General features: G+C 66.9%; 25 protein-coding genes. 9 read left to right on the top strand and 16 right to left on the bottom strand.

Features of this window, described 5'->3' with window-relative positions:
• Positions 1 to 1,395 (bottom strand): alpha/beta fold hydrolase (locus VFZ97_01205; GenBank protein ID HEX6392025.1); only part of this gene is annotated, 1,395 nt, incomplete at its 3' end.
• Positions 1,396 to 1,441: 46 nt separating this feature from the next.
• On the opposite strand from VFZ97_01205, the gene VFZ97_01200 reads away from it, so the two are divergent.
• Both VFZ97_01200 and VFZ97_01195 read left to right on the top strand, forming a co-directional pair.
• Positions 1,442 to 2,818 carry a dipeptidase gene (locus VFZ97_01200; GenBank protein HEX6392024.1) on the top strand — a complete coding sequence of 459 codons (1,377 nt, stop codon included), beginning with the start codon at positions 1,442 to 1,444 and terminating at the stop codon, positions 2,816 to 2,818.
• Positions 2,818 to 3,564: a hypothetical protein gene (locus VFZ97_01195; protein ID HEX6392023.1), complete on the top strand. Its 747-nt coding sequence runs from the start codon at positions 2,818 to 2,820 to the stop codon at positions 3,562 to 3,564. Before VFZ97_01200 ends, VFZ97_01195 begins: the two co-directional genes overlap by 1 nt.
• 6 nt (positions 3,565 to 3,570) lie before the next feature.
• Here the strand turns inward: VFZ97_01195 and VFZ97_01190 are convergent, their stop codons facing one another.
• Positions 3,571 to 3,792: a hypothetical protein gene (locus tag VFZ97_01190; GenBank protein HEX6392022.1), complete on the bottom strand. Its 222-nt coding sequence runs from the start codon at positions 3,790 to 3,792 to the stop codon at positions 3,571 to 3,573.
• A 179-nt stretch (positions 3,793 to 3,971) separates the two neighbouring features.
• On the opposite strand from VFZ97_01190, the gene VFZ97_01185 reads away from it, so the two are divergent.
• Positions 3,972 to 4,199, top strand: a complete 228-nt coding sequence (locus VFZ97_01185) for a hypothetical protein (protein ID HEX6392021.1) — start codon at positions 3,972 to 3,974, stop codon at positions 4,197 to 4,199.
• Positions 4,196 to 5,830: an alpha-amylase family glycosyl hydrolase gene (locus VFZ97_01180; GenBank protein ID HEX6392020.1), complete on the top strand. Its 1,635-nt coding sequence runs from the start codon at positions 4,196 to 4,198 to the stop codon at positions 5,828 to 5,830. Before VFZ97_01185 ends, VFZ97_01180 begins: the two co-directional genes overlap by 4 nt.
• On the opposite strand, the gene VFZ97_01175 is transcribed toward VFZ97_01180, so the two are convergent.
• From VFZ97_01175 to VFZ97_01165, 3 genes are read right to left on the bottom strand one after another with little or no spacing between them, the layout of a single operon-like run.
• The gene (locus tag VFZ97_01175) at positions 5,827 to 6,993 is read right to left on the bottom strand and encodes an HRDC domain-containing protein (GenBank protein ID HEX6392019.1); all 1,167 of its coding nucleotides are present in this window, start codon (positions 6,991 to 6,993) and stop codon (positions 5,827 to 5,829) included. The genes VFZ97_01180 and VFZ97_01175 overlap by 4 nt on opposite strands.
• A gap of 36 nt (positions 6,994 to 7,029) precedes the next feature.
• Positions 7,030 to 7,569 (bottom strand): flavin reductase family protein, encoded by a 540-nt coding sequence (locus VFZ97_01170; GenBank protein HEX6392018.1) that lies wholly within the window; start codon positions 7,567 to 7,569, stop codon positions 7,030 to 7,032.
• Between the two features lie 9 nt (positions 7,570 to 7,578).
• Positions 7,579 to 8,028, bottom strand: coding sequence for a DUF3151 domain-containing protein (locus VFZ97_01165; protein ID HEX6392017.1), 450 nt, complete (start codon positions 8,026 to 8,028; stop codon positions 7,579 to 7,581).
• 32 nt (positions 8,029 to 8,060) lie between these two features.
• Between VFZ97_01165 and VFZ97_01160 the strand changes: the two genes are divergently transcribed.
• Positions 8,061 to 8,486, top strand: a complete 426-nt coding sequence (locus VFZ97_01160) for an HIT family protein (protein HEX6392016.1) — start codon at positions 8,061 to 8,063, stop codon at positions 8,484 to 8,486.
• A 55-nt stretch (positions 8,487 to 8,541) separates the two neighbouring features.
• Here the strand turns inward: VFZ97_01160 and tyrS are convergent, their stop codons facing one another.
• The 3 genes from tyrS to VFZ97_01145 all read right to left on the bottom strand — a co-directional run bounded on the left by tyrS (position 8,542) and on the right by VFZ97_01145 (position 12,312).
• A complete protein-coding gene (gene tyrS / locus VFZ97_01155) occupies positions 8,542 to 9,822 on the bottom strand; it encodes a tyrosine--tRNA ligase (protein HEX6392015.1) in 1,281 nt (426 codons plus the stop codon).
• A gap of 76 nt (positions 9,823 to 9,898) precedes the next feature.
• Positions 9,899 to 11,512: a sensor domain-containing diguanylate cyclase gene (locus tag VFZ97_01150; protein HEX6392014.1), complete on the bottom strand. Its 1,614-nt coding sequence runs from the start codon at positions 11,510 to 11,512 to the stop codon at positions 9,899 to 9,901.
• A 2-nt stretch (positions 11,513 to 11,514) separates the two neighbouring features.
• Positions 11,515 to 12,312 carry a hypothetical protein gene (locus VFZ97_01145; GenBank protein HEX6392013.1) on the bottom strand — a complete coding sequence of 266 codons (798 nt, stop codon included), beginning with the start codon at positions 12,310 to 12,312 and terminating at the stop codon, positions 11,515 to 11,517.
• 144 nt (positions 12,313 to 12,456) lie between these two features.
• Here VFZ97_01145 and VFZ97_01140 point away from each other — a divergent pair, with 144 nt between their 5' ends.
• Positions 12,457 to 13,065 (top strand): molybdenum cofactor guanylyltransferase, encoded by a 609-nt coding sequence (locus tag VFZ97_01140; GenBank protein HEX6392012.1) that lies wholly within the window; start codon positions 12,457 to 12,459, stop codon positions 13,063 to 13,065.
• 390 nt (positions 13,066 to 13,455) lie between these two features.
• Here the strand turns inward: VFZ97_01140 and VFZ97_01135 are convergent, their stop codons facing one another.
• On the bottom strand, positions 13,456 to 13,659 hold the full coding sequence (locus VFZ97_01135; protein ID HEX6392011.1) for a cold-shock protein: 204 nt from the start codon (positions 13,657 to 13,659) through the stop codon (positions 13,456 to 13,458).
• Positions 13,660 to 13,818: 159 nt separating this feature from the next.
• Between VFZ97_01135 and VFZ97_01130 the strand changes: the two genes are divergently transcribed.
• Entirely contained in the window at positions 13,819 to 16,452 is a 2,634-nt protein-coding gene (locus VFZ97_01130; protein ID HEX6392010.1) for a glycoside hydrolase family 38 C-terminal domain-containing protein, read from the top strand.
• Positions 16,453 to 16,454: 2 nt separating this feature from the next.
• Here the strand turns inward: VFZ97_01130 and VFZ97_01125 are convergent, their stop codons facing one another.
• From VFZ97_01125 to argS, 4 genes are all read right to left on the bottom strand, one after another.
• Positions 16,455 to 17,357, bottom strand: coding sequence for a pyridoxal-phosphate dependent enzyme (locus VFZ97_01125; GenBank protein HEX6392009.1), 903 nt, complete (start codon positions 17,355 to 17,357; stop codon positions 16,455 to 16,457).
• A gap of 137 nt (positions 17,358 to 17,494) precedes the next feature.
• Positions 17,495 to 18,418 (bottom strand): D-isomer specific 2-hydroxyacid dehydrogenase family protein, encoded by a 924-nt coding sequence (locus VFZ97_01120; protein ID HEX6392008.1) that lies wholly within the window; start codon positions 18,416 to 18,418, stop codon positions 17,495 to 17,497.
• Positions 18,419 to 18,587: 169 nt separating this feature from the next.
• The gene (locus tag VFZ97_01115) at positions 18,588 to 19,361 is read right to left on the bottom strand and encodes a crotonase/enoyl-CoA hydratase family protein (protein ID HEX6392007.1); all 774 of its coding nucleotides are present in this window, start codon (positions 19,359 to 19,361) and stop codon (positions 18,588 to 18,590) included.
• An 11-nt stretch (positions 19,362 to 19,372) separates the two neighbouring features.
• Complete coding sequence (argS, locus tag VFZ97_01110) at positions 19,373 to 21,109, bottom strand: arginine--tRNA ligase (GenBank protein HEX6392006.1); 1,737 nt, start codon at positions 21,107 to 21,109, stop codon at positions 19,373 to 19,375.
• 30 nt (positions 21,110 to 21,139) lie between these two features.
• Between argS and VFZ97_01105 the strand changes: the two genes are divergently transcribed.
• Positions 21,140 to 21,940 carry an ATP-binding cassette domain-containing protein gene (locus tag VFZ97_01105; protein ID HEX6392005.1) on the top strand — a complete coding sequence of 267 codons (801 nt, stop codon included), beginning with the start codon at positions 21,140 to 21,142 and terminating at the stop codon, positions 21,938 to 21,940.
• On the opposite strand, the gene VFZ97_01100 is transcribed toward VFZ97_01105, so the two are convergent.
• From VFZ97_01100 to VFZ97_01090, 3 genes are all read right to left on the bottom strand, one after another.
• Positions 21,937 to 22,635, bottom strand: coding sequence for an alpha/beta fold hydrolase (locus VFZ97_01100; protein HEX6392004.1), 699 nt, complete (start codon positions 22,633 to 22,635; stop codon positions 21,937 to 21,939). The genes VFZ97_01105 and VFZ97_01100 overlap by 4 nt on opposite strands.
• Before the next feature lie 93 nt (positions 22,636 to 22,728).
• Entirely contained in the window at positions 22,729 to 23,007 is a 279-nt protein-coding gene (locus VFZ97_01095) for a hypothetical protein (protein HEX6392003.1), read from the bottom strand.
• Positions 23,008 to 23,044: 37 nt separating this feature from the next.
• The gene (locus tag VFZ97_01090) at positions 23,045 to 23,881 is read right to left on the bottom strand and encodes a crotonase/enoyl-CoA hydratase family protein (GenBank protein ID HEX6392002.1); all 837 of its coding nucleotides are present in this window, start codon (positions 23,879 to 23,881) and stop codon (positions 23,045 to 23,047) included.
• A 134-nt stretch (positions 23,882 to 24,015) separates the two neighbouring features.
• Here VFZ97_01090 and VFZ97_01085 point away from each other — a divergent pair, with 134 nt between their 5' ends.
• Positions 24,016 to 25,395, top strand: a complete 1,380-nt coding sequence (locus tag VFZ97_01085) for an FAD-binding oxidoreductase (GenBank protein HEX6392001.1) — start codon at positions 24,016 to 24,018, stop codon at positions 25,393 to 25,395.
• Positions 25,396 to 25,630: the final 235 nt, after the last annotated feature.

Below are 25,630 nucleotides of genomic sequence, written 5' to 3'. Positions count from 1 at the left end.
CCCGCTCTGCAGCTGAGACGCGAGCGACTGAGCCCACTGGTAGGGAGTGATCGGGTCGCCGGTACTTCCGACCACGACGATCGGAGGGGCCCCCGCTGCGTGGATGGGGCCCGGCTTGCCGCTCGCAGGGATCGGCCAGACCGAGCAGCCGAGCTCGCTGTAGAGGTTCTGCACCCCGAAGACGGGTGCAGCGGCCTGGGCGGCGGGGACGTCCGCCTGGAGCTGGGAGATGGTCGGCGCCGGCGCGTCCGCGCAGTTGATCGCCGGGTTGGCCTCGAACAGGTTGTTGTAGCTGCCGTCCGCCTGGCGTCCGGTGTAGGCATCGAAGAACCGAAGAAATAGGCCGCCGTCGCCCGCGCTGGCCGCCTGGAGCGCCACCGCCAGCTCCTGCCACGTGGCGGTCGAGTACAGGGTCACCGCCGTCCCGTAGACGAACTCCGCCGGTCCCACCGTCCTCGTGGTCCCGGTCACTTTCAACGGCGTGCTGCGGACCTTCGACAACAGAGCCTGGTAGGCAGCCATGGGATCACCCGACGGTTTCCAAGCACAGGACGATTGTTCGCAGGACGCGAAGAACTGTCTCAGCTGCCCATCGAGACTGGCCGATTGCTGGTCCAATGCAGGGATCACGCCGACAGACGGGTCCAAGGCGCCGTCGAGGACCATCGCTCGAACGTTGTGAGGGAACAGGTTGGCGTAGACCGCCCCAAGTAGCGTCCCGTAAGAGAAGCCGAGGTAGGTGATCTTGTTGTCGCCGAGATCCCGGCGAAGGACGTCCATGTCCATGGCGGCGTCCGCCGTGCTGACATAGGGAAGTTCCGCACCGCTTCTGGATTGGCAGCCCGTGTCAAAGGTCCTATCGGCCTGAACGAGCGCGTCGAAGCCGGCCTGGGTGACTGGTTCAGGGTCGACGTGGTAGTAGTTCTGAAGACCAGCGCTGTCCAGGCAGACGATCGGAGCGGTGCGTTGCACCCCGGGCGGGTCGAACGACACAACGTCGAAGTTGGCGAGCACGTCGTTCGGCATCGGACCGACCAACTCGGGAAGCGAATCAACCCCCGACGCGCCGGGACCTCCGGGATTGACGATGAGCGAACCCAACTTCGTGCCGTTCGCCGGCCGCCTGTCTATGGCCATCAGGATGGTGCCGGATGACGGATCTGCCGGATTGCGTGGGACCGAGATGGTGGCGCACTGAAAATGAGCAGGCCCCTCGGATCCCGAGCAGGCGTGCCACTGAATCGTCGACGCGGGAACCCTCGTAGTTGACGCGACGGAACTGCTTGTCGAAGAGACGTGGCGAAGGGCTCCCCGCGACTGCCCGCTCGAGCAGGCGGTGACGAGCAACCCAGCGGCGGCCGAAGCCGCCATCACCCGCCTGTGTGTGGTCAACACGGGCGCTGAGGTTATTCGACGCCCAGGGTCAACTACCGTGCAGGGAATGGCCAAGTTGGCGCTGGCGGGCTATCGCGACGCGGAAGAACAGCGGATCATCGACACCCTGTTCGAATGGCTGAGAATCCCTTCCATCTCGGCCGATCCGGATCACGCCGGTGACGTCCGCAAGTCGGCCGAGTTCTGCGCCGGCCTGCTGCGCGACGCAGGCCTCCAGAACGTCAATCTTCTCGAAACGCCCGGGCTGCCTGCCGTTTATGCAGACTGGCTGCACGCCGGCCCGGACGCGCCGACGGTCCTCGTCTACGGGCATCACGACGTGCAGCCCACCGATCCTCTCGACGAATGGAAGTCGCCACCGTTCGACCCGGTGATCGTCGACGGCGAGTGCCGCGCCCGAGGGGCGATCGACGACAAGGGCCAGGTGCTCTACGAGATCGAGGCTGCACGAGGGCTGCTTCGCCGCGACGGGAGGCTGCCCGTAAATTTGAAGTTGCTGATCGAAGGAGAAGAGGAAGTAGGCAGCGCCCACTTCGAGGCGCTGCTCAAGGATCAGTCGGAGCTGCTCAGCTGTGACGTCATCGTGGTGTCGGACACGGGGATGATCTCTCAGGAGACTCCCTCGTCGACCGTTGGCATGCGCGGCTTGGTGGCCTTCGACGTCGCGATCCGCACCGCGACCATCGACCTCCACAGCGGCATGTGGGGAGGAGCGGTGCCGAACGCCGCGCGGATCGCAGCGCGAATCGCGGCAGGCCTGGTGGACGGTGCCGGCCGGGTGACGCTGCCGGGGTTCTACGACAGGGTTCGGTCTTTGTCACCGGAAGAGCAGGCGTCGCTCGATGCCCAGCCGTTCGACGAAGCAGAGTTCCGTGCGGCGGCTGGTGGCGTCCCGTACCTCGAGGGCGAGAAGGGCTTCAGCTCTCTCGAGCGGGTCGGTGTGCGCCCGACGGCCGAGCTCGTCGGCATCCACTCCGGTTACGGAGGACCGGGAATCAAGACGATCGTGCCCGCCACCGCGGGCTTCAAGGTCGCGTTCCGGCTCGTGCCGGACCAGCGACCCGACGAGGTCGAAGCGTCGTTCCGCGCGTGGCTCGGCGATAGGGTGCCTGATGCGGTGTCGCTCGAGGTGACCCCGGAGGGAGGCGTGGCTCCGGCACTGACTCCGGTCGATCATCCCTCCATGCGCGCCCTCGTAAGCGCCATTGAGAAGGTCTGGGGCAATCCGCCGCTGTTCACCCGTGAAGGTGGAAGCGGCCCTGAGGAAGCACTCGGCCGGGTACTCGCGGCGCCCGTCCTTTTTCTCGGAGTAGGACTACCAGGCGACCGCATACACGCTCCGAACGAACGGATGGTCATGGATCAGTTCTGGAAAGGCCTGCTTGCTGCGGGCGAACTTCTGCTCGAGCTGGGGGCGGCGTAGTGGCGAAGGTTCCCGCCAGCAGCCACGAGTGGGTGAGCTTCGAGGATCCCGACGAGGAGCGAACCTGGATCTTCGACGTGACGTTCCTACTTTCGGGGTGGGAGTGCATCTTCGGCCGGGGTTGCCAGGGGGTTCTGACCGGGCCCGCGCCGGAGCTGGTTCAGGGGTGCTGCTCGTACGGCGCGCACTTCACCGACTCGGCTGACGTGGCCAGGGTGAAGGCGGCCGCCAAAACCCTCACCGACGACGAATGGCAGTTCGCCAAGATCGGGCGGCGCCGGGGCGTGATCGAGAAGCAGGACGACGGCACCAAGGTCACCCGCATCGTCGACGACGCTTGCATTTTCCTGAACCGGCCGGGCTTCCCGACCGGACCTGGCTGCGCGTTGCACCAGGTCGCAATGAAGCGCGGCGTGCGTCCTCTCGACATGAAGCCCGACGTGTGCTGGCAGCTTCCTTTGCGGAGGGAGGACGTCACCGACGCGTCGGGACGGGTCGTTTCGATGGTCGGCGAGTGGGAACGGCGGCACTGGGGAGAGGGCGGCGCCGAGTTCCACTGGTGGTGCACCGAAGCCCCCGAGGCGTTCGGGTCGAAGAAGCCCGTGTTCGAGAGCATGCGCGACGAACTGACCGAGATGGTCGGGAAGAAGGTGTACGCCAAGCTCGCCGCCTACCTGCGCGAGCGACCGTCCGAATCCTGGACCCCGCTGCCCCATCCGGCTGTGAGGCGCAAGAACCGCGCCTGAGCCGAGTTACGCCCGGCGCGGCTCCGTGTCGGAGTACTCGGGGTACTCCTCTTCTTCGTCCTCCATGGCCAGACACCAGGACGCGTGGTCCGCTTCGGGCATGGCACCGCATTCAGCGCAAGGCTCTACGTGTTCCTCGGTTAAGCGCTTTAGTGCCCGCGCTTCCTCGAAGCGCCGATGCCGTCCCTTTTTCACGTGGAGCTCCCCGTAGATCGAGACAAATCCCATTTCAGGGCTGGACGCCTATTGTATCGCCGCCTCGCGGGTATCGGGTTCGTAGGCGCGTCGGCGAATTTCCCAGTTCTAGGTGGTAGTTAGCAGCGTCGCAGAATTGCCCGCCTAAGAAAGACGCCGGGTACGGCGTCTTTCTCGGCCTCTCATGGCGCGACGCTGCTTAAGGTAGGACCATGCCTGACGAGCTGGACGTGGAGGCCATGATCGAGCGCTTCAAGGCCCGTGCGAAGGCGGTCCGCCAGCGGCAGATACCGCCGGTCGAGGGGCCGGAGCGGAAGCGTTTCGTGGACCAGGCGAGGATCGACTTCCAGGACTACGCCATCATCGGCGACGCCACCGGCCGGATCGAGGACGGCGTGCTGACACTGACCGTCGACCTGCGGGCGGGAACCGGGGAGTGACGGCTCCCTGGTGGGAGCGGTCGGTGGTCTACCAGATATATCCGAGGTCGTTTTCGGACTCGTCGGGCGACGGGGTCGGAGATCTCGAGGGGATCCGCAGCCGCCTCGGCCACCTTTGCTGGCTGGGCGTGGACGCGCTGTGGATCTCCCCGTTCTACCGGTCGCCCATGGCCGACTTCGGCTACGACGTGTCGGACTACTGCGACGTCGACCCGCTCTTCGGTTCACTCGCCGATTTCGACGCCCTGGTGGCCGACGCCCACCGGCTGGGGCTCAAGGTCATCGTCGACTTCGTCCCGAACCACACCAGCGATCAACACCCTTGGTTCGCCGAGTCACGTTCGTCCAAGGACAACCCGCGTCGTGACTGGTACTGGTGGCGCGACGGACGCCCCGACAGCGCCGGCGGCTCCGGACCGGCCGGCTCACCCGGCGGCCCGCACAACAATTGGCACAACAATTGGCCCAACAATTGGAGAGCGGCGTTCTTGGGCATCGGCGGAACCGACTTCCCGCCGGCTTGGACGTGGGACGAGCAGACCGGTCAGTTCTACCTGCACCTGTTCCTTCCCCAGCAGCCCGACCTGAACTGGACCAATCCCGATGTGCGGGCGGCGATGCACGACGTGCTGAGGTTCTGGCTGGACCGGGGCGTGGACGGCTTTCGGATGGACGTCGTCCACGGGATCGGCAAGGACCCCGCGCTGCCCGATCTACCGGACGATCTCGCTCCGATCCCGATGGCGGCACTCATAAACGACCCGTCCGTCCACCCCATGATCCGCGAGATGCGCATCCTCGTGGACGGATGGCCGGAGCCTCCTCGCATGATCGTCGGGGAGATCGTCCTGCCGTCTCCTGAGGACTCCGCCGCTTACTACGGGACGCGAGAAGAGCCCGAGCTCCACCTGGCGTTCAACTTCCACCCGCTCCGCGCGCCCTGGAAGGCGTCGGCATGGCGCCGGCAGATCGACCACGTCGAAGCGATGCTCGCCCCGGGAGGCTGGTGGCCCACGTGGGTCCTGTCCAACCACGACAACCCGCGCCACCGAACCCGTTACGGCACCGAGGCGAGAGCACGGGCGGCGGCCGTCCTCCTGCTGACCTTGAGAGGGACCCCTTTCCTCTACGCGGGGGAAGAGCTCGGCCTCGAAGACGCAGTCATACCGCCGGAGCGGCAGGTCGACCCCGGCGGGCGCGACGGCTGCCGGGCTCCGATCCCCTGGGACGACTCCCCGGCTCACGGATGGGCCGGCGGGCCGGACGCTTGGCTGCCCTGGCCTCCCGGTGCTGACGGAGAGAAGAACGTCGCCCGGGAGCAGATCGACGATGGATCGATGCTTTGGCTCTATCGACGGATCCTCTCGGTGCGGAAGGCTTCGCCGGCGCTGCAGTCTGGGTCGTTTAGGTGGCTGGAGTCCCCGGAGGGAGTGCTCGTCTTCGTGCGGGAGCATCAGAACGACCTGCGAGTTGTCGCGGTGAACTTCGCCGACGCGGCAGTGTCCGTTCAGCTTCCTGAAGGAGGGTGGTCGGTCCAGGTCAGCGCGGGCGCGACGGAACTGGACGGCGCCGGAGGCAGTTCGTTCTTGCGTCTGGGGCCCGACGGGGCGGCCGTACTCGGACCGGGTTAGCTCTTCAGGGGTCGGCTGGAGCGGGTCTCGAGAACCAGCCGGTCGGTCCCGTCGAAAGCGAGCGATGCCCGGCCCTCGATCAACGCCTTCGCCGGACCGGCGATCATCTCCGCTCTCCAGCCTTTCGCAAGGCGCCCGGACGGGTCGCCCCTGACGAGTGCGGCCACGTCCGAACGGGTGGCCAGCAACGTCGTGTCGACCCGTTCGTCCCGGGCAACCTGCACGATCCATGCCATGAGAAGAGCCACGGCGGCTCGCATCTCGCGCGGGACCTCGTCTGCAGGAGGCAGGACCAGCTGCTCCGCCGGGAGACGCCGGCCTCTCTCGACCGCTTCGAGCACCTCGTCAGCCACCTCGCCTCGAAGCCGGCGCCCTTCGAGCCCGCGCACCTCCGACAGCGCCTTCGCCGAAGCAGGTGGGCGATGGGCGATCGACAGGACCGCCAGATCGGGCAGGACCGAGCGGACCGGCAGGTCGACCTTCTGGGCCTGCCGTTCCCGCCACGCGGAGACCTCCTGGGCGACGCCTCGGGCGCCGCCTTTGAGGGATCGCGAGTCGCGAAGCTTCCACCACGCACGAACCGGGTCGCCCCCTCCGTGGGGACGGGTACGGAGCATCTCGCACTCCTCTTCCGCCCACCCCAGCCGCCCCCGCCGTTCGAGCTCCACGATGATGGAATCGGCCAGCGCGATGAGGTGCTCGACGTCCGCGGCCGCGTATGCAAGCTGCGATTCGGTGAGCGGCCTACGGCGCCAGTCGGTCAGCCGGTCGCCCTTGGGAACCTCTCTTCCGAGGAAGGCCTGGGACAAAGTCGAGAGGCTCGCAGAGCCGTACCCTGCGAACCCACCTGCGACCTGGGTGTCGAACAGGCGAGAGGGTCCCCGGCCACACGACCTCTCAAGCACTTCGAGGTCCTGCTCGGCTGCGTGGGCGACCATCAGGCCGGGCCCGGCCAGAACCCCTGCGAGCGGGCGCACGTCGACGGCCATCGGGTCGATTACCGCCACGCCGGCCAGGCCGGACCCGTCCCCGTCCCACGCGATCTGGACCAGGGCGAGCTGAGGCCAGTAGGTCCGCTCGCGGTGGAACTCGGTGTCGAGCGCGTACCGCCGCGCCGAGGACAGGCGCTTGACGAGCGCTTCAAGGTCACCCTCGGTAGTGATCAGGTCGTAAATGGAAGGCGCTCCTCGACCGGCGGGTCAGCCGCCGTAGCTCATCCGAGTGTCCTCCATCCGAAGGACCTCGGCATCGTCATCCGGCTCCCCGCCGCAGGCAACCGCCTCGCCGATAAAAACGGTGTGGCTCCCGCAGGGCACCTCATGCCGCACCTCGCAGTCGAGCCAGGCAAGAGCAACCGCAAGGATCGGTGAGCCCGTCGCCGCCTCTTTGACGTCGAAACCGCCCAAGCTTCCCGTGTCACCACTGTCTTCAAGAGGCTTGACGAACTTGCGGACGATCGCCCGATCCTCCCGGGAGAGGATGTTCAGCGCGAAGCCCCCGCCGTCGCGAACCAGCTGGTGGGTCACCGCCCCGACCTCGACGCTGACCGAGACCAGCTTGGGATTCGTGGCGACCTGCGACGCCCAGTTGAGCGTCATCAGGTTGCGCCGTCCATCGGCGGCGCTTCCAAGCACGTAAAGGCCGCTAGGCATCGCCCACAGGATCCGCCGGCGGGCCCGGTCGTAAGCGTCGGGGTCCACACCCGCAGGAAATGGACCTACCAACTCGTGGTCGGCCACCAGCAGAGACTACCGGCCGGGACCTGAGGAGGATCCCCACGCCGGATCGAGCTGACGGAGGAAAGTGGCGCACCGGTCGGCTTCTGAGTTCTCACCGATCCCCGAAGCTGCAGCCCGCAAGGCATCCAACGATCGAAGAAAGCCGCGGTTGCTCTCGTGCCCCCACCGCACGTAGCCGGACCCGCGCCAGCCGGCCGCCCGCAGGGCGTCCAGGCCCCGGTGGTAGCCGACCCTCGCGTACGCGTAAGCCTCGACGTCGTCGCGGGCCAGGGATGCAAGCGCCGCCCAACCATCCAGGAAGGTCGGATGGCGGGCAACGACCGCTGCGACCGCGTCGCGGCGGGATCCCTCCGGCGCCTTGAGCGCATCTTGGAGGCCGGCCAGCGCATCCGGCGGAGGGGACGGGAGGATCGTCTCTGGTGGTCCGGTTGTCAGCGATAGATCCGATTGGTCCGACACAGCCTCCCATCGTCGCGCGACCCTGAGAGGTTGTGGTCACCAACCCGGGATGCGTGTTCGACAGGATCATCGCCGGCGAGGACTCCGGGCACTGGGTGTTCGACGACTCGGAGGTGGTGGGGTTCCTGGACGTGCGGCCGGTCTTCAAGGGTCACACCCTGGTCCTGCCACGAACGCACGTAGAGACGGTGTCTGAGCTCACTCCCGACTTGATGTGCGGCCTGACCGAGGCCGGGAGGAGGGTCGCCGGCGCCCAGCGCAAGGCTTTGGGCTGTGACGGGACGCTTTTCCTACTGAACGACGTGATCAGCCAGAGCGTGCCCCACGTCCATCTGCACGTGATCCCGCGCCGGCGCAAGGACGGTCTCCGCGGTTTCTTGTGGCCCAGGACCCACTACGACAGCGACGATGAGGCTGAGGAGTTTGCCGCCAGCATCCGAGAGGCGCTCAACGGCTGAGTTTCACGGCTGAGTTTCACGGCTGAGTTTCACTGACTTGGTTCACGGGCTGGGTTCAGTCCTCCAACAGGAGGATGTGCTGGTGGGATTTTCCTCTGCGTAGTGCGATCCACCGCCCATGGATGACGTCATCGGTGCCGAGCGACCGTTCCTCGCCCACCCGCATGCCGTTCACGTATATGGAGCCTTGCTTCAGGAGTTGCCTGGCGTTGCCTTTCGACGAAGCCAGTCCCGTCTCGACCAGAACCTCGACGATCGGCAGCCCCTGCTCGATCGCTGTACGGCGGATCGGAGTGGTCGGGGCGTCGGCGAGGGCGGCCTCGAGGGTTTCGGGATCGAGACGGGTGATCCCCTCGGTGAACAGCACGGCGGCCGCCTCCTCGGCCTTTTGCGCTTCGGTTGCGCCGTGCACCATCGCGGTGAGCTCCAACGAGAGGGCCCGCTGGGCTTCCCTTCGCTCGGGGTGTTCCTTCAGCTCCTGTTCGAGCTCCTCGATCCTTTCTCTGCTAAGGAAGGTGAGCCGCCGCAGGTAGTCCGGCACGTCCCCGTCGGTCGTTCTGACCCAGAACTGGAAGAACTCGTAAGGCGACGTCTTCTTCGGGTCGAGCCAGACGTTGCCGGACTCCGTCTTGCCGAACTTGGTTCCGTCGGACTTCGTGACGAGGGGTGACGTGAGCCCGTAGGCGGCCGCTCCCCTGAGCCGCCGGATCAGGTCAACGCCTTCGATGATGTTGCCCCACTGGTCACTCCCCCCCAGCTGGAGCTCGCACCCGTATCGCTCGAACAGCTGCAAGAAGTCCCACGACTGCAGAAGCATGTAGCTGAACTCGGTAAAAGACAGACCCTGCTCGCGTCCCTCCAGCCGTGCCCGCACCGACTCCTTGCGCACCATTTCGTTGACCGAGAAGACCTTCCCGACGTCGCGGAGGAACTCCAGGAGCCTGGCCTCGGCTAGCCATTCGGCGTTGTCGACCAGGATGGGACCGTCGGACGTGCCGCTGACGCCGAGAAAACCGGCGATCTGAGCCGAGACCGCGTCCCGGTTCGCTCTCAGCTGATCGTCGTCGAGGAGGCCCCGCTCCTCCGTCTTGCCGCTCGGGTCGCCGATCATTCCGGTTCCGCCCCCGACGAGAGCGATCGGACGATGTCCGGCCAGCTCGAACCGTTTCAGCATCACGAGCTGCTGCAGGCTGCCGACGTGGAGGCTGTCGGCGGTCGGGTCGAAGCCGATGTACAGAACCATGCCGCCGGCGTCGAGCCGAGCCGGGAGGATCTCGTTGTCGGTGATCTGGTGGACCAGGCCTCGCCAGCGCAGGTCTTCGAACAGTGACGGCACCGACTCAGCCTGCCACGCGACGACCGGGGGCCCGCAGCGATTCGAGTGCTCCGGGGCCTGCCGGACCTTCGTTCTCCTACGAGGGGTGGTTGCTCAGCCGGTCCCCGTTGGGGTGCCGGGCCGAAACCGTCCACCGGTCGCGTCCCGCACGCTTGGACTCGAAGAGCGCCTCGTCGGCGGCCTCGATCAGCTCACGCCCGTCCGCGGCGTTGGCGGGCAGGGACGCCACGCCGGCGCTGACCGTCACACCTTGAAGGGCTTCCGAAAGGCGAAGTCCCCGGGTCACCCGTTCGACGACCAGAACGGCCCCGTTCTGGTCGCATCGGGGGAGGACCAAAGCGAACTCCTCGCCTCCGTAGCGCGCTACGACGTCCATCTCGCGCACCGCATGGCTCAGAATGCCCGCAAACGCCTTCAGCACCTCGTCGCCGGCGAGGTGGCCCTGGGTGTCGTTGACGATCTTGAAGTGGTCGAGGTCGAAGATGACGAGCGCGAGCGGTTCGGACGACCGCTCCGCACGGCTCACCTCTCTCGACAGCACGTGATCGAACTGTCTTCGGTTCGAGACCCCGGTGAGCCCGTCGATGGTGGCGAGCCGCTCGCGCTCGTCTAGCAACCGGGCGTTGCGCACGGAGAGGGCTGCGTGGCCGACGAATTGGCTGAGCATCAGCAGCACCCGCTTGGGCAACCTCGAGGTAAAAGGATGGCCTCCGTGCTCCAAAAGCACCACGCCCAGGTCGCCGCCTTCGAGTTGGATCGGGAGGACTACGACGTTGCGGGAATGGGGCAGCATGCCAGCAGCGGCCGGGTCGTCATCGAGGCTGAGGTGCTTGACGAGAATCGGGCTCCTCGAATCCCAGACCAACCTCACGACCTTGTCGTGCCGCGCAGTTTCGGGAACCGAGAACGACTCCGTCTTGTCGCCTCCCGGGGAAAGGACCAGTCCTCTCGGTCGGTTGCCGCGCACCCACCACAGCGCCGCCCTTCGAAATCCGAAGGCCCTCGTAACCGTCAAGAGCAGTATCGAGAAGATCTCCTCCTCCGCGTGGAGAAGCTCCATCGCCGCGGCCATCCCGGCAAGCTCCGAAAGCTCAGCCTTGCTGCGGCGCAGTTCGCGCTCGCTGACCGACGAGAAGAACGCGGTGCACAGTGCGACGGCCCAGAAGCCCATTATGGCGAGCGCTGTCTCCGAGGCCCGTGGGGCCGCCACCGCGCGGACGCCCAGGAAGGAGCCGATCCTCGCCGACAACGACAGAGTCGGGATGAGTATGAACAGGAACGAGTCCCAAAGCGCCATCCGCAGGCCGGCCCGTTCGCTCACCAGCAGTGTGACGGCGATCAGCTGCACCGCGAACAGGACGACCAGCTGGCTCCGGGGACCACCGGAGGGCGCGCTCACCAGTGCGAGGTACACCGCGTCGAGCGGCAGGAGCAAGCGGTGCAGGGTCATGCGACCACGCCGCCCTTTTCGCCGGTACCACTCCGCGCTCGCGACGATCGTGAGGTAGGTGGCGGATATCGGCCCGATGTCCGTGATCCCGAAGCCGACCTGCGCCGACGCGAAGAGCGCGGTGAGAACGACGAATCCCACGGTCCCGATCCGGACCATGAGGAGGAGGCCCAAACGCTCTTCGAGGCTGGTTAGTTCGTGCGCCCCCTCCCGGATAGCCGCCGGAAAGGGGGCGGCCACCGTCAAGAGAATCCCATGCTGTCGTCTTCGCCGCGCTCAGGGGCGCGGGTCATCTTTGGATCGCGTCGATCCACAAGAGCCTGAAGCAAGACGAACAGCAAGACAGCCGCTCCGAAGAGAATCGGTATGCGGAGGCTGGTAGCGGCCTGAAGCGAAATCCCCTGCCAGCCGCCCGTTGCGAGTTGCATCGGTTCGTCGAGCACGGACGGGCCGGTGTTAGTCGGCGCAGGTGGTGCCAGGGAGGGTTTGTTGGTTGTGGGATTTGCGCCCCGGACGGCGGGTCTGGGCCGACTCGAAGCGAGCACCCGCCCGGGAACGATCGTGTTACGGCCGGCCGACGGGACAGTCGTCGACGAAGTTGGAGTCTGCGCCGATGGGCCTGGCGGCGATCCCGCAAGCTGGGCCAAAGTCGCTTCCACCGCCTGGCACTGAGGGGACTGGCAGTTGCCGGGAATTGAAATGGTGCTCGAACCCGAATCCGGCTCGAGCGACGCGGCGTGAACGCCGCCCGATGTCTTCGAGTGGCCGGGCGGTTGCGACGAAGAAGTCGCAGATGTCGAGGCAGCCTGGATCATGGACGATTTAGACGATTGGGTCTGCACGGACGAGGTCTGATTGTGGGGGTTGCCGTTTCCGTGTCCGACCGGGGCCCCGGCGGAGCCATGTGAGGGGTTGGCGTACGCCGCCGCGGCACCCGGCGTGATGACGCCTGCCAGGACACCAAGAGTGATCCCGGCCGCGACTAGCCAGGCGCTCCCTACCCGCCCGGATTGCCGCACTCTTAAGGGCGAGTCAGGCACCACCGATTGTGTTGTCGGCATCTGCCGGTGCGAAGTTGAGGATCCGTTGTGGAATTTGTTCACACGTTGGGCGGACTGAACGAACGCTCTGGGCGCGCGCGTGCCGGCGAATCGCCAATGTCCCCGCGGGGCACAATGTCCACCGTGGACACCGCGGGATTGCTGCTGACCGGAGGTCGTAGCGCCCGGATGGGAACGGACAAAGCGGCACTCCGATTGCCATCGTCCGGCAGCGGTTATGGCGAACCGATGTCACTCACGCTCGCCGAGAGGACGGCGCGACTTCTCGAAGCCGCGACCAAGGTCGCGCTCGAAGTCGGTCCGGGCTTCAGCCACCTGTCCCGCGTTGCCGAGTCGCCGCCACAAGCAGGGCCGCTCGCCGCGCTCGTCGCCGGCGCTACCGAGCTCGTGCGAATCGGTTGGAAAGGACCGGTCCTGGTGGTCGCCACTGACCTGCCCCGGCTGAACGCTGCCATGCTCGGATGGTTGGCGAACCACCAACCTGGCTGTTCAGTCGTGCCTCTCTCCCGCGGCGTGCCGCAACCTCTGTGCGCCCGCTACGAGCCGGAGGATCTCGCGGCGGCGTCGCGGCTGCTTGCGGGGGGAAGCAGATCGATGTTCTCTCTCATCGACGAGGTCAAGCCGCAGCTGGTCCCGGAGGACACCTGGGTGCCCTTCGCCGGCGACCCCCTTTGCCTCGATGACTTGGACACGCCCGAGCAGCTCGACGCTCATGAGGGAGGGCCCGGGTGACCATCCCGGCCGCGGTGACCTCGCTGCGTGCGAACCTCGACCTGTGACGAGGGGGCACGCTAGGCGAGTTTTTTGCGGTGCAACTGGCTTCTGAGGGACGTATGCGACGCGAACCGTGCGCGTTGTCCCGGAGAATCCATTTGTCACGGAGAAAGCCATTTGCCACGGAAAAGTCGGCCACCCGCCCGGGCGGACAACAGAAGACAGCCGGGACTCCCCGCGAAATGGAAAGCGGCGCCGCACCAAACGGCACGGCACCGCCAAAGAACGCGGTGGCTGCAGACATCCCAGACGTCCCAGACATCACCGACACCCCAGACGTCAGAGACGTCACGGACGTCACGGACTTGACCGGCGGGCCAGCAGCCCGTCGGGATCAATGGGCTCTGGCTAGCCGAGCCGGCGTACGTTGGCCGCCTGAAGGCCCTTCGGACCCTGGTTGACCTCGAACTCCACCTTCTCGTTCTCCTCGAGGTTTCGGTACCCGTTGCCCTCGATCGCACTGAAATGCACGAAGACGTCCGGCCCGCTTTCCTGCGAGATGAACCCGTAGCCCTTTTCTGAGTTGAACCACTTAACGGTTCCTGTCGCCACTAGCAATCCCTCCTTTCCTGGCCGGAGCGGCTCTCGTCCTGAGACGGAGCCGACGGCCTCCGGCCGAAGCCGGGAGGGATCTGCTCGTGAATCGATGCTGCACCCTCGTTGCCATGAGAAGGTAGCACGACTCGGGCAACCTGCCTAGCCTCCATCGCGGTGTCACGCCCCGTACCGGTAGTCGCACACACTCATTGGGACCGCGAGTGGTATGTCCCCTTCGAGGCTTTCCAGCTCCGACTGGCCGGCGTCATCGAAGGTGTCCTCGACACCCTGGAGGACGACTCCGACTGGCCCGCCTTCCTTCTCGACGGCCAGGTCGCCCTCCTCGACGACTACCTCGCCATCCGCCCAGGGGCCCGGAAAAGGATCGAAGCGCTCGTGACCGCACGCCGCCTGAACATCGGGCCCTGGTACGTGCTGATGGACGAGTTCTGCGTGTCCGGCGAGACGATCATCCGCAATCTGCAGCTCGGGATGGAGCGAGCGGGCTCCTTCGGCCCGGCCCAACACGTCGGCTACCTGCCGGACATGTTCGGCCACAACTCGCAGATGCCACAGCTGCTCACCCTCGCCGGCATCGGCCACGCGGTCGTGTGGCGCGGCGTCCCGGACGCGATCAGGCGGACCGCGTTCTGGTGGCAGGCCCCCGACGGAAGCCGGGTCCGGGCCGAGTACCTCCCGGTCGGCTACGCCAACGGGGCCTTCCTGCCGGACGACCCGGCGGCCCTCGTCCGTCGGGTAGAAGCGCTCGAGGCAGAGTCCGGGGAGCTGCTCGACGGCCCGGAATCGCCCTTGCTGCTGATGAACGGCACCGATCACCAAAGCATCCAGCCCTTCGTTCCCGCGGTCTTGGCCGGCGCAAACCACGCCCAGGACCGCTACCGGTTCTCCCTCACCTCGCTCCCCGACTACCTCGACCAGGCGCCTACGGAGGGCATGCCCTGCTGGTCCGGCGAGCTTCGAAGCGGCGCCCGCGCCCCCATCCTCGCCGGGACGGTCTCCAACCGGACGGACATCAAAGCCGCGGCCGCGGCCGCCGAAATCACCCTCGAGCGGCTGGCCGAGCCCCTCGCGGTGCTTTGGCTGCCCCCCGACCTCTGGCCGCAGGAGACCCTCGACCGGGCGTGGCTGGAGACCATCCGTAACTCGGCCCACGACTCGATCTGCGCCTGTTCATCCGACGAGGTGACCCGGGCGGTCCTCCACCGCTACGACGTCGCTTCCTCCCTCGCCGCGACCGTGATCCAGGACGCTTCCGACATCGCAGGCGTCGCCACCGACAGCAATGGGCCGGTCGTGCTGAACCCCTCGGCGCACCCCCGAACTGGGGCCGTCGAGCTGGTCCTTCCCGGCGAGATCCCTCCCGATGGGACCCAGGTCCTCGGTCACGAACCCGGTGGCACCGAGGCCCGCCGGGCGACCGGAGCCGATCTCGGGCAGGTCCTCGGCGACTTGACCGCTCAGGGGTGGCTCGGCGAGGCGGGGAAATGCACCGAGGCGACCGTCGCCGTCGAGGACGGGGTTCCGCAGCTCTCGCTCGTCTACGACCCATCCCGCCGGCCAGAACCCACCACCGCCTCAGCCATCGCCGAGGCGTGGGCGCTCGCCGGCGCCCGACCGGACGCACCGCTGACCGTGCGCGTAGACCGGCCGCCGGCCCAGAAGGTGGTCGCTCTCATCCGGGACGTACCCGGGTTCGGATGGGCGGCCTGGACGCCCGAGCCGCTACCGTTCGAGCCGGTACGGGCCGACAACGACCGGCTCGACAACGGACTCGTCCGCCTGACAGTCGACCCTCACCTCGGAACGTTCTCGATTGGCGATCTGACCGGGCTGGACCGGCTCGTCGACGGCCCTGACGCCGGCGACACCTACAACTACTCCCCTCCTAGCCCGCAGACCAAGGTCGACCTCCCCGACAACGTCGAAGTCCACGTCCTCGAATCCGGGCCGGTCCGGGGCCGGCTTCGGATCGTGCGCAGCTTCGAGTGGCCGGCCGGCCTCGGCACGAGCTCCCTTCGTCAGGTCGAGGTGACGACCGACCTGGTCCTCGTCGCCGGCGAGAGGGCGGTCAGGGTCGAAACGAGGTTCGACAACCCGTGCCGTGACCACCGGCTGCGCACGGAGTTCCGCTTGCCAACGCCGACCGAGACGACCACGGCGGGATGCGTTTTCGCTTCTGTCACCAGGAAAAAGGCGGAGGGTGGCCCACGTGAGCCGGCTCTCTCCACTTACCCCGCCCGCGGGTTCGTGTCGGCCGGCGGTCTGACGATCCTCCATGAAGGAGTACGCGAGTACGAGCTGATCGACGATGGGTCCGCGCTTGCGTTGACCATATTGCGGGCGACCGGAATCCTTTCGAGACCGGCAACCGCCGCGCGGCCGAACATCGCCGGGCCACCGATACCTGTCGAGGATGCCCAGATGCTCGGACCGGTCAGCGCGCGGTACGCCCTCGTCGTCGGAGACGCGGATCCCTGGCGGCTCGCCGAGGATCTGTGGACACCGATGCCTGTCGTGCCGAGCACCGCGACCGGAAAACTGCCGCCTCGCGGCTCGCGCCTCGAGGTGCACGGCGCAAAGGTGTCGTCGCTTCGCAGGTACGGAGACCGGATAGAGATGCGCGTGTTCAACCCCTCCGACCGAGCCGACCCGGTCGAGATTCCCAGCCGAGGCGGAGTCTTCGTGGATCTGTGCGGTCGAGAGCTCGGGCGCTGGGAGGAGCGCTTCGAGCTTCCGCCGTGGGAGATCAAGACCGTTCTGCTGGACGACACGAGCCTCGACCGCTGAGCTCAGCGGCCAGTGAGGACGATCACGACAGATCCGTCTGCGGGGGCGGCTCCCCTTTTCCAAGCCGCCCATACCGCCGCCGACGTGATCTCCACCGCGATCCCCATCTTCGCCAGCTCGTCTTGCGCGGGCTCGAGTTCGTCCTCAGAGACGGTCACGACTTGGCCCCCAGATGCAACCACGACCGCCCTCACCTGGCCGACGCGAGGAGGATTGGCAATGGCGATGCCCGCGGCTGCCGTCGGTGACTCGGCGATCGTAAGACCCGCGATCGGGGCGCAGCGTTCGGCTTGAACCGCCACGATGTGAGGCAACCCGCGAACTCGGCCGGCTCTGTTCAGGTCGGAAAAGCCCAGCCACATCGCCTGGACGAGAGTTCCGTTCCCTGCCGGAACGACGACCGTCCCGGGAGCCGCGCCGCCGAGTTGCTCCCAGATCTCGTACGCGATGGTCTTAACCCCGTGTACGAACGCGGGCTGGTACACGTGGCTGGCGTAGAACGCCGACGGGTCCAGGACGCGCGCCCTCGCGGCCGCAGCCGCAACCGACCGGTCGCCGTCGACGACGATGACCTCGGCCCCGCTAGCTCGAGCGGCGGCGCACTTCGTCTCCGCAGTGCCGGAAGGAACGTAGACCTCGGCGGGCAGACCGGCACGCGCCGCGTACGCGGCGACGGCCTTTCCCGCGTTACCGCTGCTGTCCGCGACGACCGTGCCGGCCCCGAGGTCCGCGGCAAGCGACACCAGCACCGCAGCCCCGCGGTCCTTGAAGGATCCTGTTGGCGAGACCTGATCGAGCTTGAGCGACAAACCCGGGGAGATCTCGACGAGGGGGGTCATTCCCTCGCCGAGCGTCGCCTTTTTCCAGGATTCGACGGGAGGAATCGAACTGCCGTATCGCCACATCGACCACGGCTGCGGCGGGAGGTCCGCTACGGGGTCCGCCGGTGGGCCGGCGAGGTCGAGGAGACCTCCGCAGTCGCACAGCCACCTTCCGGCGAACGGCTGGATCAGGCCGCAGCGCCGGCAAACCTCTCGCCAGGTCAGTAACCAGCCTCCGGGTCGACCGGACCGCGGAGAGGTTCGCCGGCGGCGAAGGCGGCGACGTTATCCCGGATGCGTTCGGACAGTCGGGGCAGGACCATCTCCCACGTGTCCGCGGTATGCGGCGTGATGATGCAGTTGGGCGCAGTCCAGAGCGGATCCCCGTCGGGAAGGGGTTCCGGATCGGTGACGTCGAGGCCGGCGCCGGCGATGGTCCCGGAGTGAAGCGCCTCGACGAGCGCGTGGGTGTCGACGTGACGCCCGCGCGCGACGTTGACCAGCCATGCCTGCTCGCCCATTTGCTCGAGGAGCTTGGCGTCGACGATGCGCTCGGTCTCCGGGGTGAGCGCCAGAGCCACGAACACCACCCGCGCTCCCCGGACGGCGTCACCTATCCGGTCGACGGTGAACGTCTCGGTAGCGCCGGCGAGCGGGACGTCGAGCCGGCGGACGACGGTCGTCCTAACGGCGAAGGGGTGGAGAACGTTCAGCAGTTCGGTCGCGATCCCACCGCCCCCGAGGATGGTGACCGGTTGGCCGTAAATGGAGACACCCGCGGGTGAACCCCAGGTCTTCGCTCGGATTCGCTCGGTGAGGCAGCGAAGGCCGGCAAGGGCGAGGGCCAGCGCGTGCTCGGCAACGGGCTCCGCGTAAGTCCCTTTTGCGCAGGTCCACAGGCGGTTCGAATCGATGATCCCCGCTTCGACCGCCCGTTCGACGCCGGCGAAGGGGAGCTGCACCCATCGCAGGTCGGGCCGGTCCTCGAGGACCTCGCTCAAACAATCCAAGTCATGCGCGGACAGCCAGACGAGGGCTTCGGCGGGCTCGTCGATTTTCACGGGTAATCCCCCGCCAGCTCTGACTGCGTTCTCGGCGAACGCTGCGCTCTTCGGCCCGATCGCGATCCGAGGCGGCATGGACATACGCCGATCCTACGGCCGGGCATGGGGGTGGGGTCCCCATGCTCCGGAGGAGGCCGGGATAACCGCCGGGTCCGTGTGACGGCCGGGCATGGAGGCGGGGTTCCCATGCTCCGGAGGAGGCGGGGCCAAGTCCGTGTTATGGGGCCCGACGGGTCGGTGTCGTTGCGGGCTAGGCGGTGAAGTCGCCGTGCCTGCCGGCGCCGGCGCGGAATCGATCGACGCCATCGCCGACCTCCGCGCTCGCCAGTGAGATCCGCCCGTGCTCGAGCTCGTTTCGTACGGCGTCCGCCTCTTCTAGCCCTGCCTGTTCGAGCATGGAAAGGCGATCCTGTCGCATGCAGACTTGCGGGAACTCGGCAAGCTCCGCTGCCCACGCCTCGGATGCCTGCCGGGCGGCCCCGTTCGGAACGACCCGGTTGGCGAGGCCGATCCGCTCCGCCTCGCCGGCGTGGACGGGTCGCCCGGTGAGGATCAGCTCCAACGCACGGCTCTCGCCGATGAGCCTCGGAAGCCGGACCGTGCCGCCGTCGATCAGAGGCACCCCCCAGCGCCGGCAGAACACCCCGAACACCGCGTCCTCCTCGACGACCCTCAGGTCGCACCAAAGCGCCAGCTCTAGCCCGCCCGCGACCGCGTAACCGCTGACCGCCGCGATGACCGGCTTGGAGAGAACCATGCGTGTCGGTCCCATCGGTCCGTCGCCGTCCGCGGCAACGCGATTTACGCGGTCGCTGCCGAACGCCTTCAAATCCGCGCCGGCGCAGAAAGTGTCTCCCTCACCGAAGAGAACGGCGACGGAAGCGCCGGCGTCGTTGTCGAACTCTCGGAACGCCTGCGCCAAAGCTTCCGCGGTGGGCCGGTCCACCGCGTTCTTGGCTTCTGGTCGGTGGAGGATCACCGTAGTGACAGGACCACTCTTTTCGATTCGTACCGCGTCGGGCATCGCGACGGCCTCTACATCCGCTCGGGAGTCTCGATGCCTAGCACCGCGAGACCGACGCCGAGAACTGACGCGGTTATTCCGCACAGCGCGAGCCGGCTGTCGCGAACCGCGGGATCCGGAGCCTTGAGGACCGGACAGGTTTCGAAGAACGTGGTGTACGCGCCGGCTAGATCGAACAGATAAGAGCAGAGCTTGTGCGGGCTCCAAGTTTCGATCGCAGAGCCGACCGCTTCGGGAAAACCGGCCAACTGCAATGCGAGGTCTCGTTCTCCAGGCTCGCCAAGCACGATTGGGACAGCACCAGTTGCATACGGCTGCGGATCGATCTCTCCCCGCCGAAAGATCGAAAGACAACGCACCCTCGCGTATTGCAAATAGGGCCCGGTGTTGCCGTCGAACGACAGCATTCGGTCCCAGTCGAAGATGTAGTCACGTATCCGATCGGTCGAGAGGTCTGCGTACTTCACCGCGCCTATGCCGACCATCCTCGCGACCTCAACGCGCTCGGCCGCGTTTAGCTCGGTATTCGCTTCAACCACAGCAGCCGCTCGCGCGACAGCCTCGTCGAGGACTTCGATGAGCTTCACCGAATCGCCCGAGCGCGATCGGAACGGGCGGCGATCCGATCCAAGGATGCTGCCGAACGCGACGTGAACCGCTTCCTTCCCCTTTGGGATCCAGGCCGCCTCGGTTCCGGCTTCGAACACCATGGCCAGGTGCTGCGCTTGTGGTGCGCCGACGACGTAGAGGGCAAGGTCCGCGCCGAGCCGCCCGAACCTGTCACGGATCGCGGCGAGGTCGGTTGCCGCGTAGCCATAGCCCCCGTCGCTCTTCTGCACGATGAGCGGCAGCGGCTCGCCTTCGCGATTCGTGAAACCCTCGGGGAAAACGCACAGCGCCCCTTCACTCTCCCGCAGCAGACCCTTCTGATCGAGCTCCTCGACGACGGTCGCGAGCTGGGGGTTGTAGAAGCTCTCTCCGAAGATGTCGTCGTCGGTGAGGAGCACACCCAGAACCTGGTAGACCTCGTCGAAATAGGCGACGCTCGCATCCACGAGAATCCGCCAGAGTCGCATGGTCTCGGGATCGCCTGACTGTAAAAGGACCACGCGTCGCCGGCTGCGCTCTTGGAATTCGGGGCTCGCGTCGAACGTCGTGCGGGCCTGGCGGTAAAAGGTGTCGAGGTCTCCCACCGACAGTTCGTGGGCGGCGTTTTCCTCTCCGATGTCGAGCAGGTGCTCGATCAGCATCCCGAACGGCGTTCCCCAGTCGCCGACGTGGTTCTCGCGGACGACCTGCTCGCCGACGAAGGTGAGCATCCGGACCAGTGCGTCGCCGATGATCGTCGTGCGCAAGTGTCCGGCGTGCATCTCCTTCGCCACGTTCGGGCTCGAATAGTCGACTATGACGGTGCGCGGGGTTTCCGCCGGGGTAACTCCGAGGCGCTGGTCTGTGGCTTGCTGTTGCACCGATTGTGCAAGGAATCCGTCGTCGAGGGTGAGGTTGATGAAACCCTGGGGTGCCACCTCGACCGAGCTGCATACTTCTTCCAGCCGGGCGGCTGCGACGACTTCGCCGGCCAGTTGCCCCGGATTGGAACCCAGGCGCTTGGCGACCGCGATCGCCCCGTTCGCCTGGAAGTCGATACCGGGCCGAGTCGATGGGCGGAGGACCGGATCGGTTCCCGGCACGACGGAGTCAAAGGCCTCTCTGAGACGCTGATCGAGGGTCTGGTACACACCGGGCACCCTTTCATCGTCGCGTAGGTTCAGGGGCTCGTGAAAAATGGTCCCCAAGCCGCGCTTCGCTTCGAGGCAGTCGACCTCGACCGTCTGGCCACGCCGATCCTTCATTCCGTCGACTGGACCGTCCAGCCCGGCGAGCGCTGGGTCGTTCTCGGTCCCAACGGTTCGGGCAAGACGACCATGTTCGAGCTGGCATCCGGCTATCTCCATCCGACTCGAGGGACTGTCCATATCCTCGGACACCGGCTTGGGCGCGTCGACGTTCGCCGGCTTCGCGAGCACATAGGCGTGGTCTCGTCCGCCGTCGCCAAGAAACTCGTCCCTTCGGTAAGCGCTACAGGGGTCGTCGTGTCCGCGCTTCATGGCGCGCTCGAGCCGTGGTGGCACGCCTACTCCGAAGCCGAGCTCGAGCGGGCACGTGGCCTCCTCGCCCAGGCCGGGTTCGCGGCTATCGAGGATCGACCCTTCGGAGTCTTGTCGGACGGCGAGCGACAGCAGGTGCTCCTGGCGAGAGCTCTGATGACCGAACCGTCTCTGCTCCTTCTCGACGAACCTGCAGCAGGCCTCGACATGGGAGGTCGCGAACGTCTCGTCGCCCGGATGGGAGGCCTCGCAGTTGACCCGTCGAGCCCCCCGATCGTGATGATCACCCATCACGTGGAGGAGATCCCGTCTGGATTCACCCACGTGCTGTTGCTGAGGGAGGGGCGGTTGGTGACCGCTGGGCCGATCGAGGATTGCCTGACGGCCTCCTCACTTTCGGCGACGTTCGGGATGGAGCTGCTTCTCGAAGGATCGGCCGGCCGGTGGCACAGCCGAGCCAGGGAGGTTTAACCGAGGTGCTGTCTTAGGAACGCGACCGTGCTGCCCCAAGCCTTCTTGGACAGCTCGGAGTCGTAGGTTCCGAGGAGGTTGTCGTGGTTGTTGAAGGCGTGGCCACCGGGATATCGGATGAGCTCCGGTTTGCGGCCGGTGCCGGCAGCGATCTTTTCAGCTAGCTGGTCGGCCTGGCTGGCGGGAACGAACTGGTCTCCCTCGGCGACGTGAACGAGCACAGCCGCCTGCAGGCCGGCGTAGTCATCGGGAAGGCTGCCCACGGGGTAATACGCGATCGCTGCCGCGATCTTCCCGCCTTCTTGAACGGCGAGCTGAAGGGCGAACGCCCCGCCCATGCAAAAACCGACGATCCCGACCCTCTCACCGGTGACCTCGTCCCTCGAGAGCAGATAGTCGACCGCACCGCGGAGGTCGCGTGCCGCCCGATCCACCGGCAGCTCTTGCATCAGCCGCCCGGCCTCATCGGCGTTGTGGGTGGTGGATCCGCCATACAAGTCGGGCGCGAGGGCGACAAAGCCATCCTGTGCGAGCCGGTCGACGATGTTCGCTATATGTGTGGTGAGACCCCACCATTCCTGGATCACGATCACGCCCGGGCCGCTGCCCGAAGGCGGCAACGCGAGGTAACCGTGAGCCTCGCTTCCGTTGCTCGCGAAAGTGACGTTCTGGCGAGGGTTCGAGTTCTCAGCCACGTTCATTTCCTCCCCTGGCACGCCTCTCAGTCGCGCGCCGCCAGAGGACGGTACCCGCTTCCGCGGGATTTGATCAGTTGTGATCGGCTCTGGTCAGTTGTCCGAGAAGACGGTCGAAAGCCTCGCGTCGACGTCGGAGACCGCGTAGAGGTTCCGCTCGAGGGTCTCGGTCAGCCAGCGCTCGACCTCGGTCCTGGACTCTCCTTCGGGAAGTACTCCCCAGAGGTCGAGCAGGGTGTCTTGGACCAAGGAGGCCGGCACGGACACCTGACCTTCGAGCTGGCGGCGGAAAGCGGCCAGGACGGAGTCCGCGTCCTCGGGGTTGACGGACTCGTCGTCCATTTCGTTGATCGGAGCGGGGGCTTCGGTCACGACTCCAGATTAGAGGCAGTGGCGGCGGTTCCGCGGGTCATAGGTGCGGATCGGCGAAAACAGGCGGTCGCTTCTCGAAATATGCGGCCACCGCCTCCACCTGGTTGGGGCTGCCGATCAACGCGCCCATCTCCCGGGACTCGTCGAGCAGCTGCTGTTGGAGGGGAATCTGGCCGGCCTGGTTGAGGAGCCGCTTCGCGGCCCGAATCGCGTCGGGGCTCGAGCTGGCGATCTGCGCAGCGAGCTCGAGCGCCGCTTCGCGAGGTTTGTCGGTGACCCTGCTCGCCAGTCCCAGCTTCAGCGCTTCCTCGCCCGAGACCATCCGCCCGGTGAAGGTCAACTCCTTCGCCACCTCGAGGCCGACCAGCTGGCGCAGCATGAAGGTGCCGGTCATGTCCGGGATCAGCCCCCACCGCATCTCCAGGACCGAGATCCGCGCGTCGGGCGCCACGATCCGGATATCGGCGCCCAGGGCTACCTGGAAGCCTCCGCCCAAGGCCACCCCGTGGATCGCCGCGATGACCGGCACCGGCAGTTCCGTCCACCCGTAGGCGGCCTGCTGGCCGTGGTTGGCGATCCGCCCGGGCGGCCGGTCCCCGAGCTGCCGCACCCGGCCCCGGGTCCCTTCGCTGGCCATCGCCTGGAAAGACGTGAAGTCGAGGCCGGCGCAGAAACCCCGCCCCTCGCCTGATAGGACCACGGCCCGTACGGAGGGATCGGCGGCGAGTTTCGCGCTGGTCTCGACGAGCGCGTCGAACATCGCCTGGTCGAGGGCGTTGAGCTTGTCCGGCCGGTTCAGCCGCACGTCGGCGACACCCTCCTTGATGGCAACGGTTACACGCTCGGCTGCTTGCTCGGCTGCTTGCTCGGTCATCTGGCGGTACCTCCCTCGGCCGTGGTCAATGCTAAGGGAGCCGTTACTGCCGGCGGCGGGGATGGGGTCCCCGCCTGCCGGAGGAGCCGGGGTTAGGGGCCCCGGCGGGTCAGTGTTACTGCGAAGATGACTGGATGCCCGAGTCCCTGGCCCGTCTGGAGACGGATCTAGCCGAGATCGTGGGCCCGGGCCACGTCCTGACCGATCCTGGCACCAAGGCGGCGTTCGAGACGGACTGGACCAGGAGGTTCAACGGGGCTGCGCTGCTGGTCGTTCGCCCGGAGTCGACCGACGAGGTCGCACGAGTTGTGGCTGCGTGCGCCGGCGCGGGAGTTCCGGTCGTAACGCAGGGAGGAAACACAGGGCTGGTCGGGGGCGCCGTTCCCGGACCGGCGGGGCCCGCCCCGGTCGTGTTGAGCACCTCCCGGTTGACCTGGATGGAGCAACCCGACCCTGTGGCGGCGCAGGTCACCGCCGGTGCGGGCGTCACCCTCGCACGCCTCCAGCAGGCCGCACGTGAGGTGGGGTTGTCCTTCCCCGTGGACCTGGCCGCCCGGGACAGCGCAACAGTCGGCGGCCTCGTAGCGACGAACGCCGGCGGGCTGCACGTGCTTCGGTACGGCTCGACGCGCGCCCAGGTGATCGGGCTCGAGGTTGTCCTCGCCGACGGGACGGCGGTGTCGCGCCTGGGAGGGCTGGTCAAGGACAACACCGGCTATGACCTCTCCCAGCTCATGGTCGGCTCCGAGGGGACCCTCGGAGTCGTCACCGCGGCCCGCCTCCGGCTGGTACCGGCACAGAACGAGCGGGTCGTCGCGCTCTTGGGCCTCGGTGGCGTCGGATCGGCGTTGGACGCGCTCGACGTGCTGCGCCGGCGGGCGGAGGGGCTTCAGGCGGCCGAGTTGTTCTTCGAGGACGGACTCCACCTGGTCACGTCCTACTCGGGCGCCGGGGATCCGTTGCCCCGGCGATGGCCGGTCTACCTGCTGGTCGAGTGCGCGGGAGTCCGCGACGTGAGCGAGTCGTTGTTCGACGCCTTGATGGCGCTGGAGCTGGATGAGTCGGCGACCGCCGCCGCGACCGACCCCGCCGGCATGGAGCGACTTTGGTCCTACCGGGAGCGCCACACGGAGGCTATTTCGACCCTCGGCATCCCGCACAAGCTGGACGTGACCCTGCCGCTCCGCCAGCTCGAGGATTTTGTGGACAGCGTGCGAGAAGCGGTGGAAAAGGCGGCCCCCGGCTCGCAACTCGTGCTCTTCGGTCATGTCGGGGACGGAAACCTGCACGTCAACGTTGTGGGGCCTGACCCTGAGGACGAGACCGTCGACGAAGCCGTCCTGGATCTGGTCGCCAGCCTTGGCGGCTCGATCAGCGCCGAGCACGGGGTGGGACGGGCGAAGACGAAATGGCTCCACCTGTCCCGGTCGCCGGCGGAGCTTGCGGCCATGCGGGCAGTGAAATCCGCTCTCGATCCCACGGGGCTGCTCAATCCGGGTGTGTTGCTCGAGTAGCGGTGATTCGATTCCGTCAAACGCGGGTAGTGAGCCAGGCTTAGTAGACCTACCTGCTCGTGACGTTTGTCACAATCCGTACCGTCAACGCTTAGTGCCGTTAACCTATTCGGCCAAGAAAAGACAAGGCGCCCGGGTGACCGTCCTAGAGACCGCCGACGGGGCGCCGTAAGCCAACCTCCGCCATTCCCCTTTCCAGCGGAGGCCCGCGCTGGTCGCTTCCCCTAATCCTTCA

The organism is Acidimicrobiales bacterium (assembly GCA_036378675.1).
Lineage (GTDB): Bacteria > Actinomycetota > Acidimicrobiia > Acidimicrobiales > Palsa-688 > DASUWA01.
Note: the sequence above shows the minus strand (reverse complement) of the source record. Positions and strands in the feature narration are given on the sequence as shown.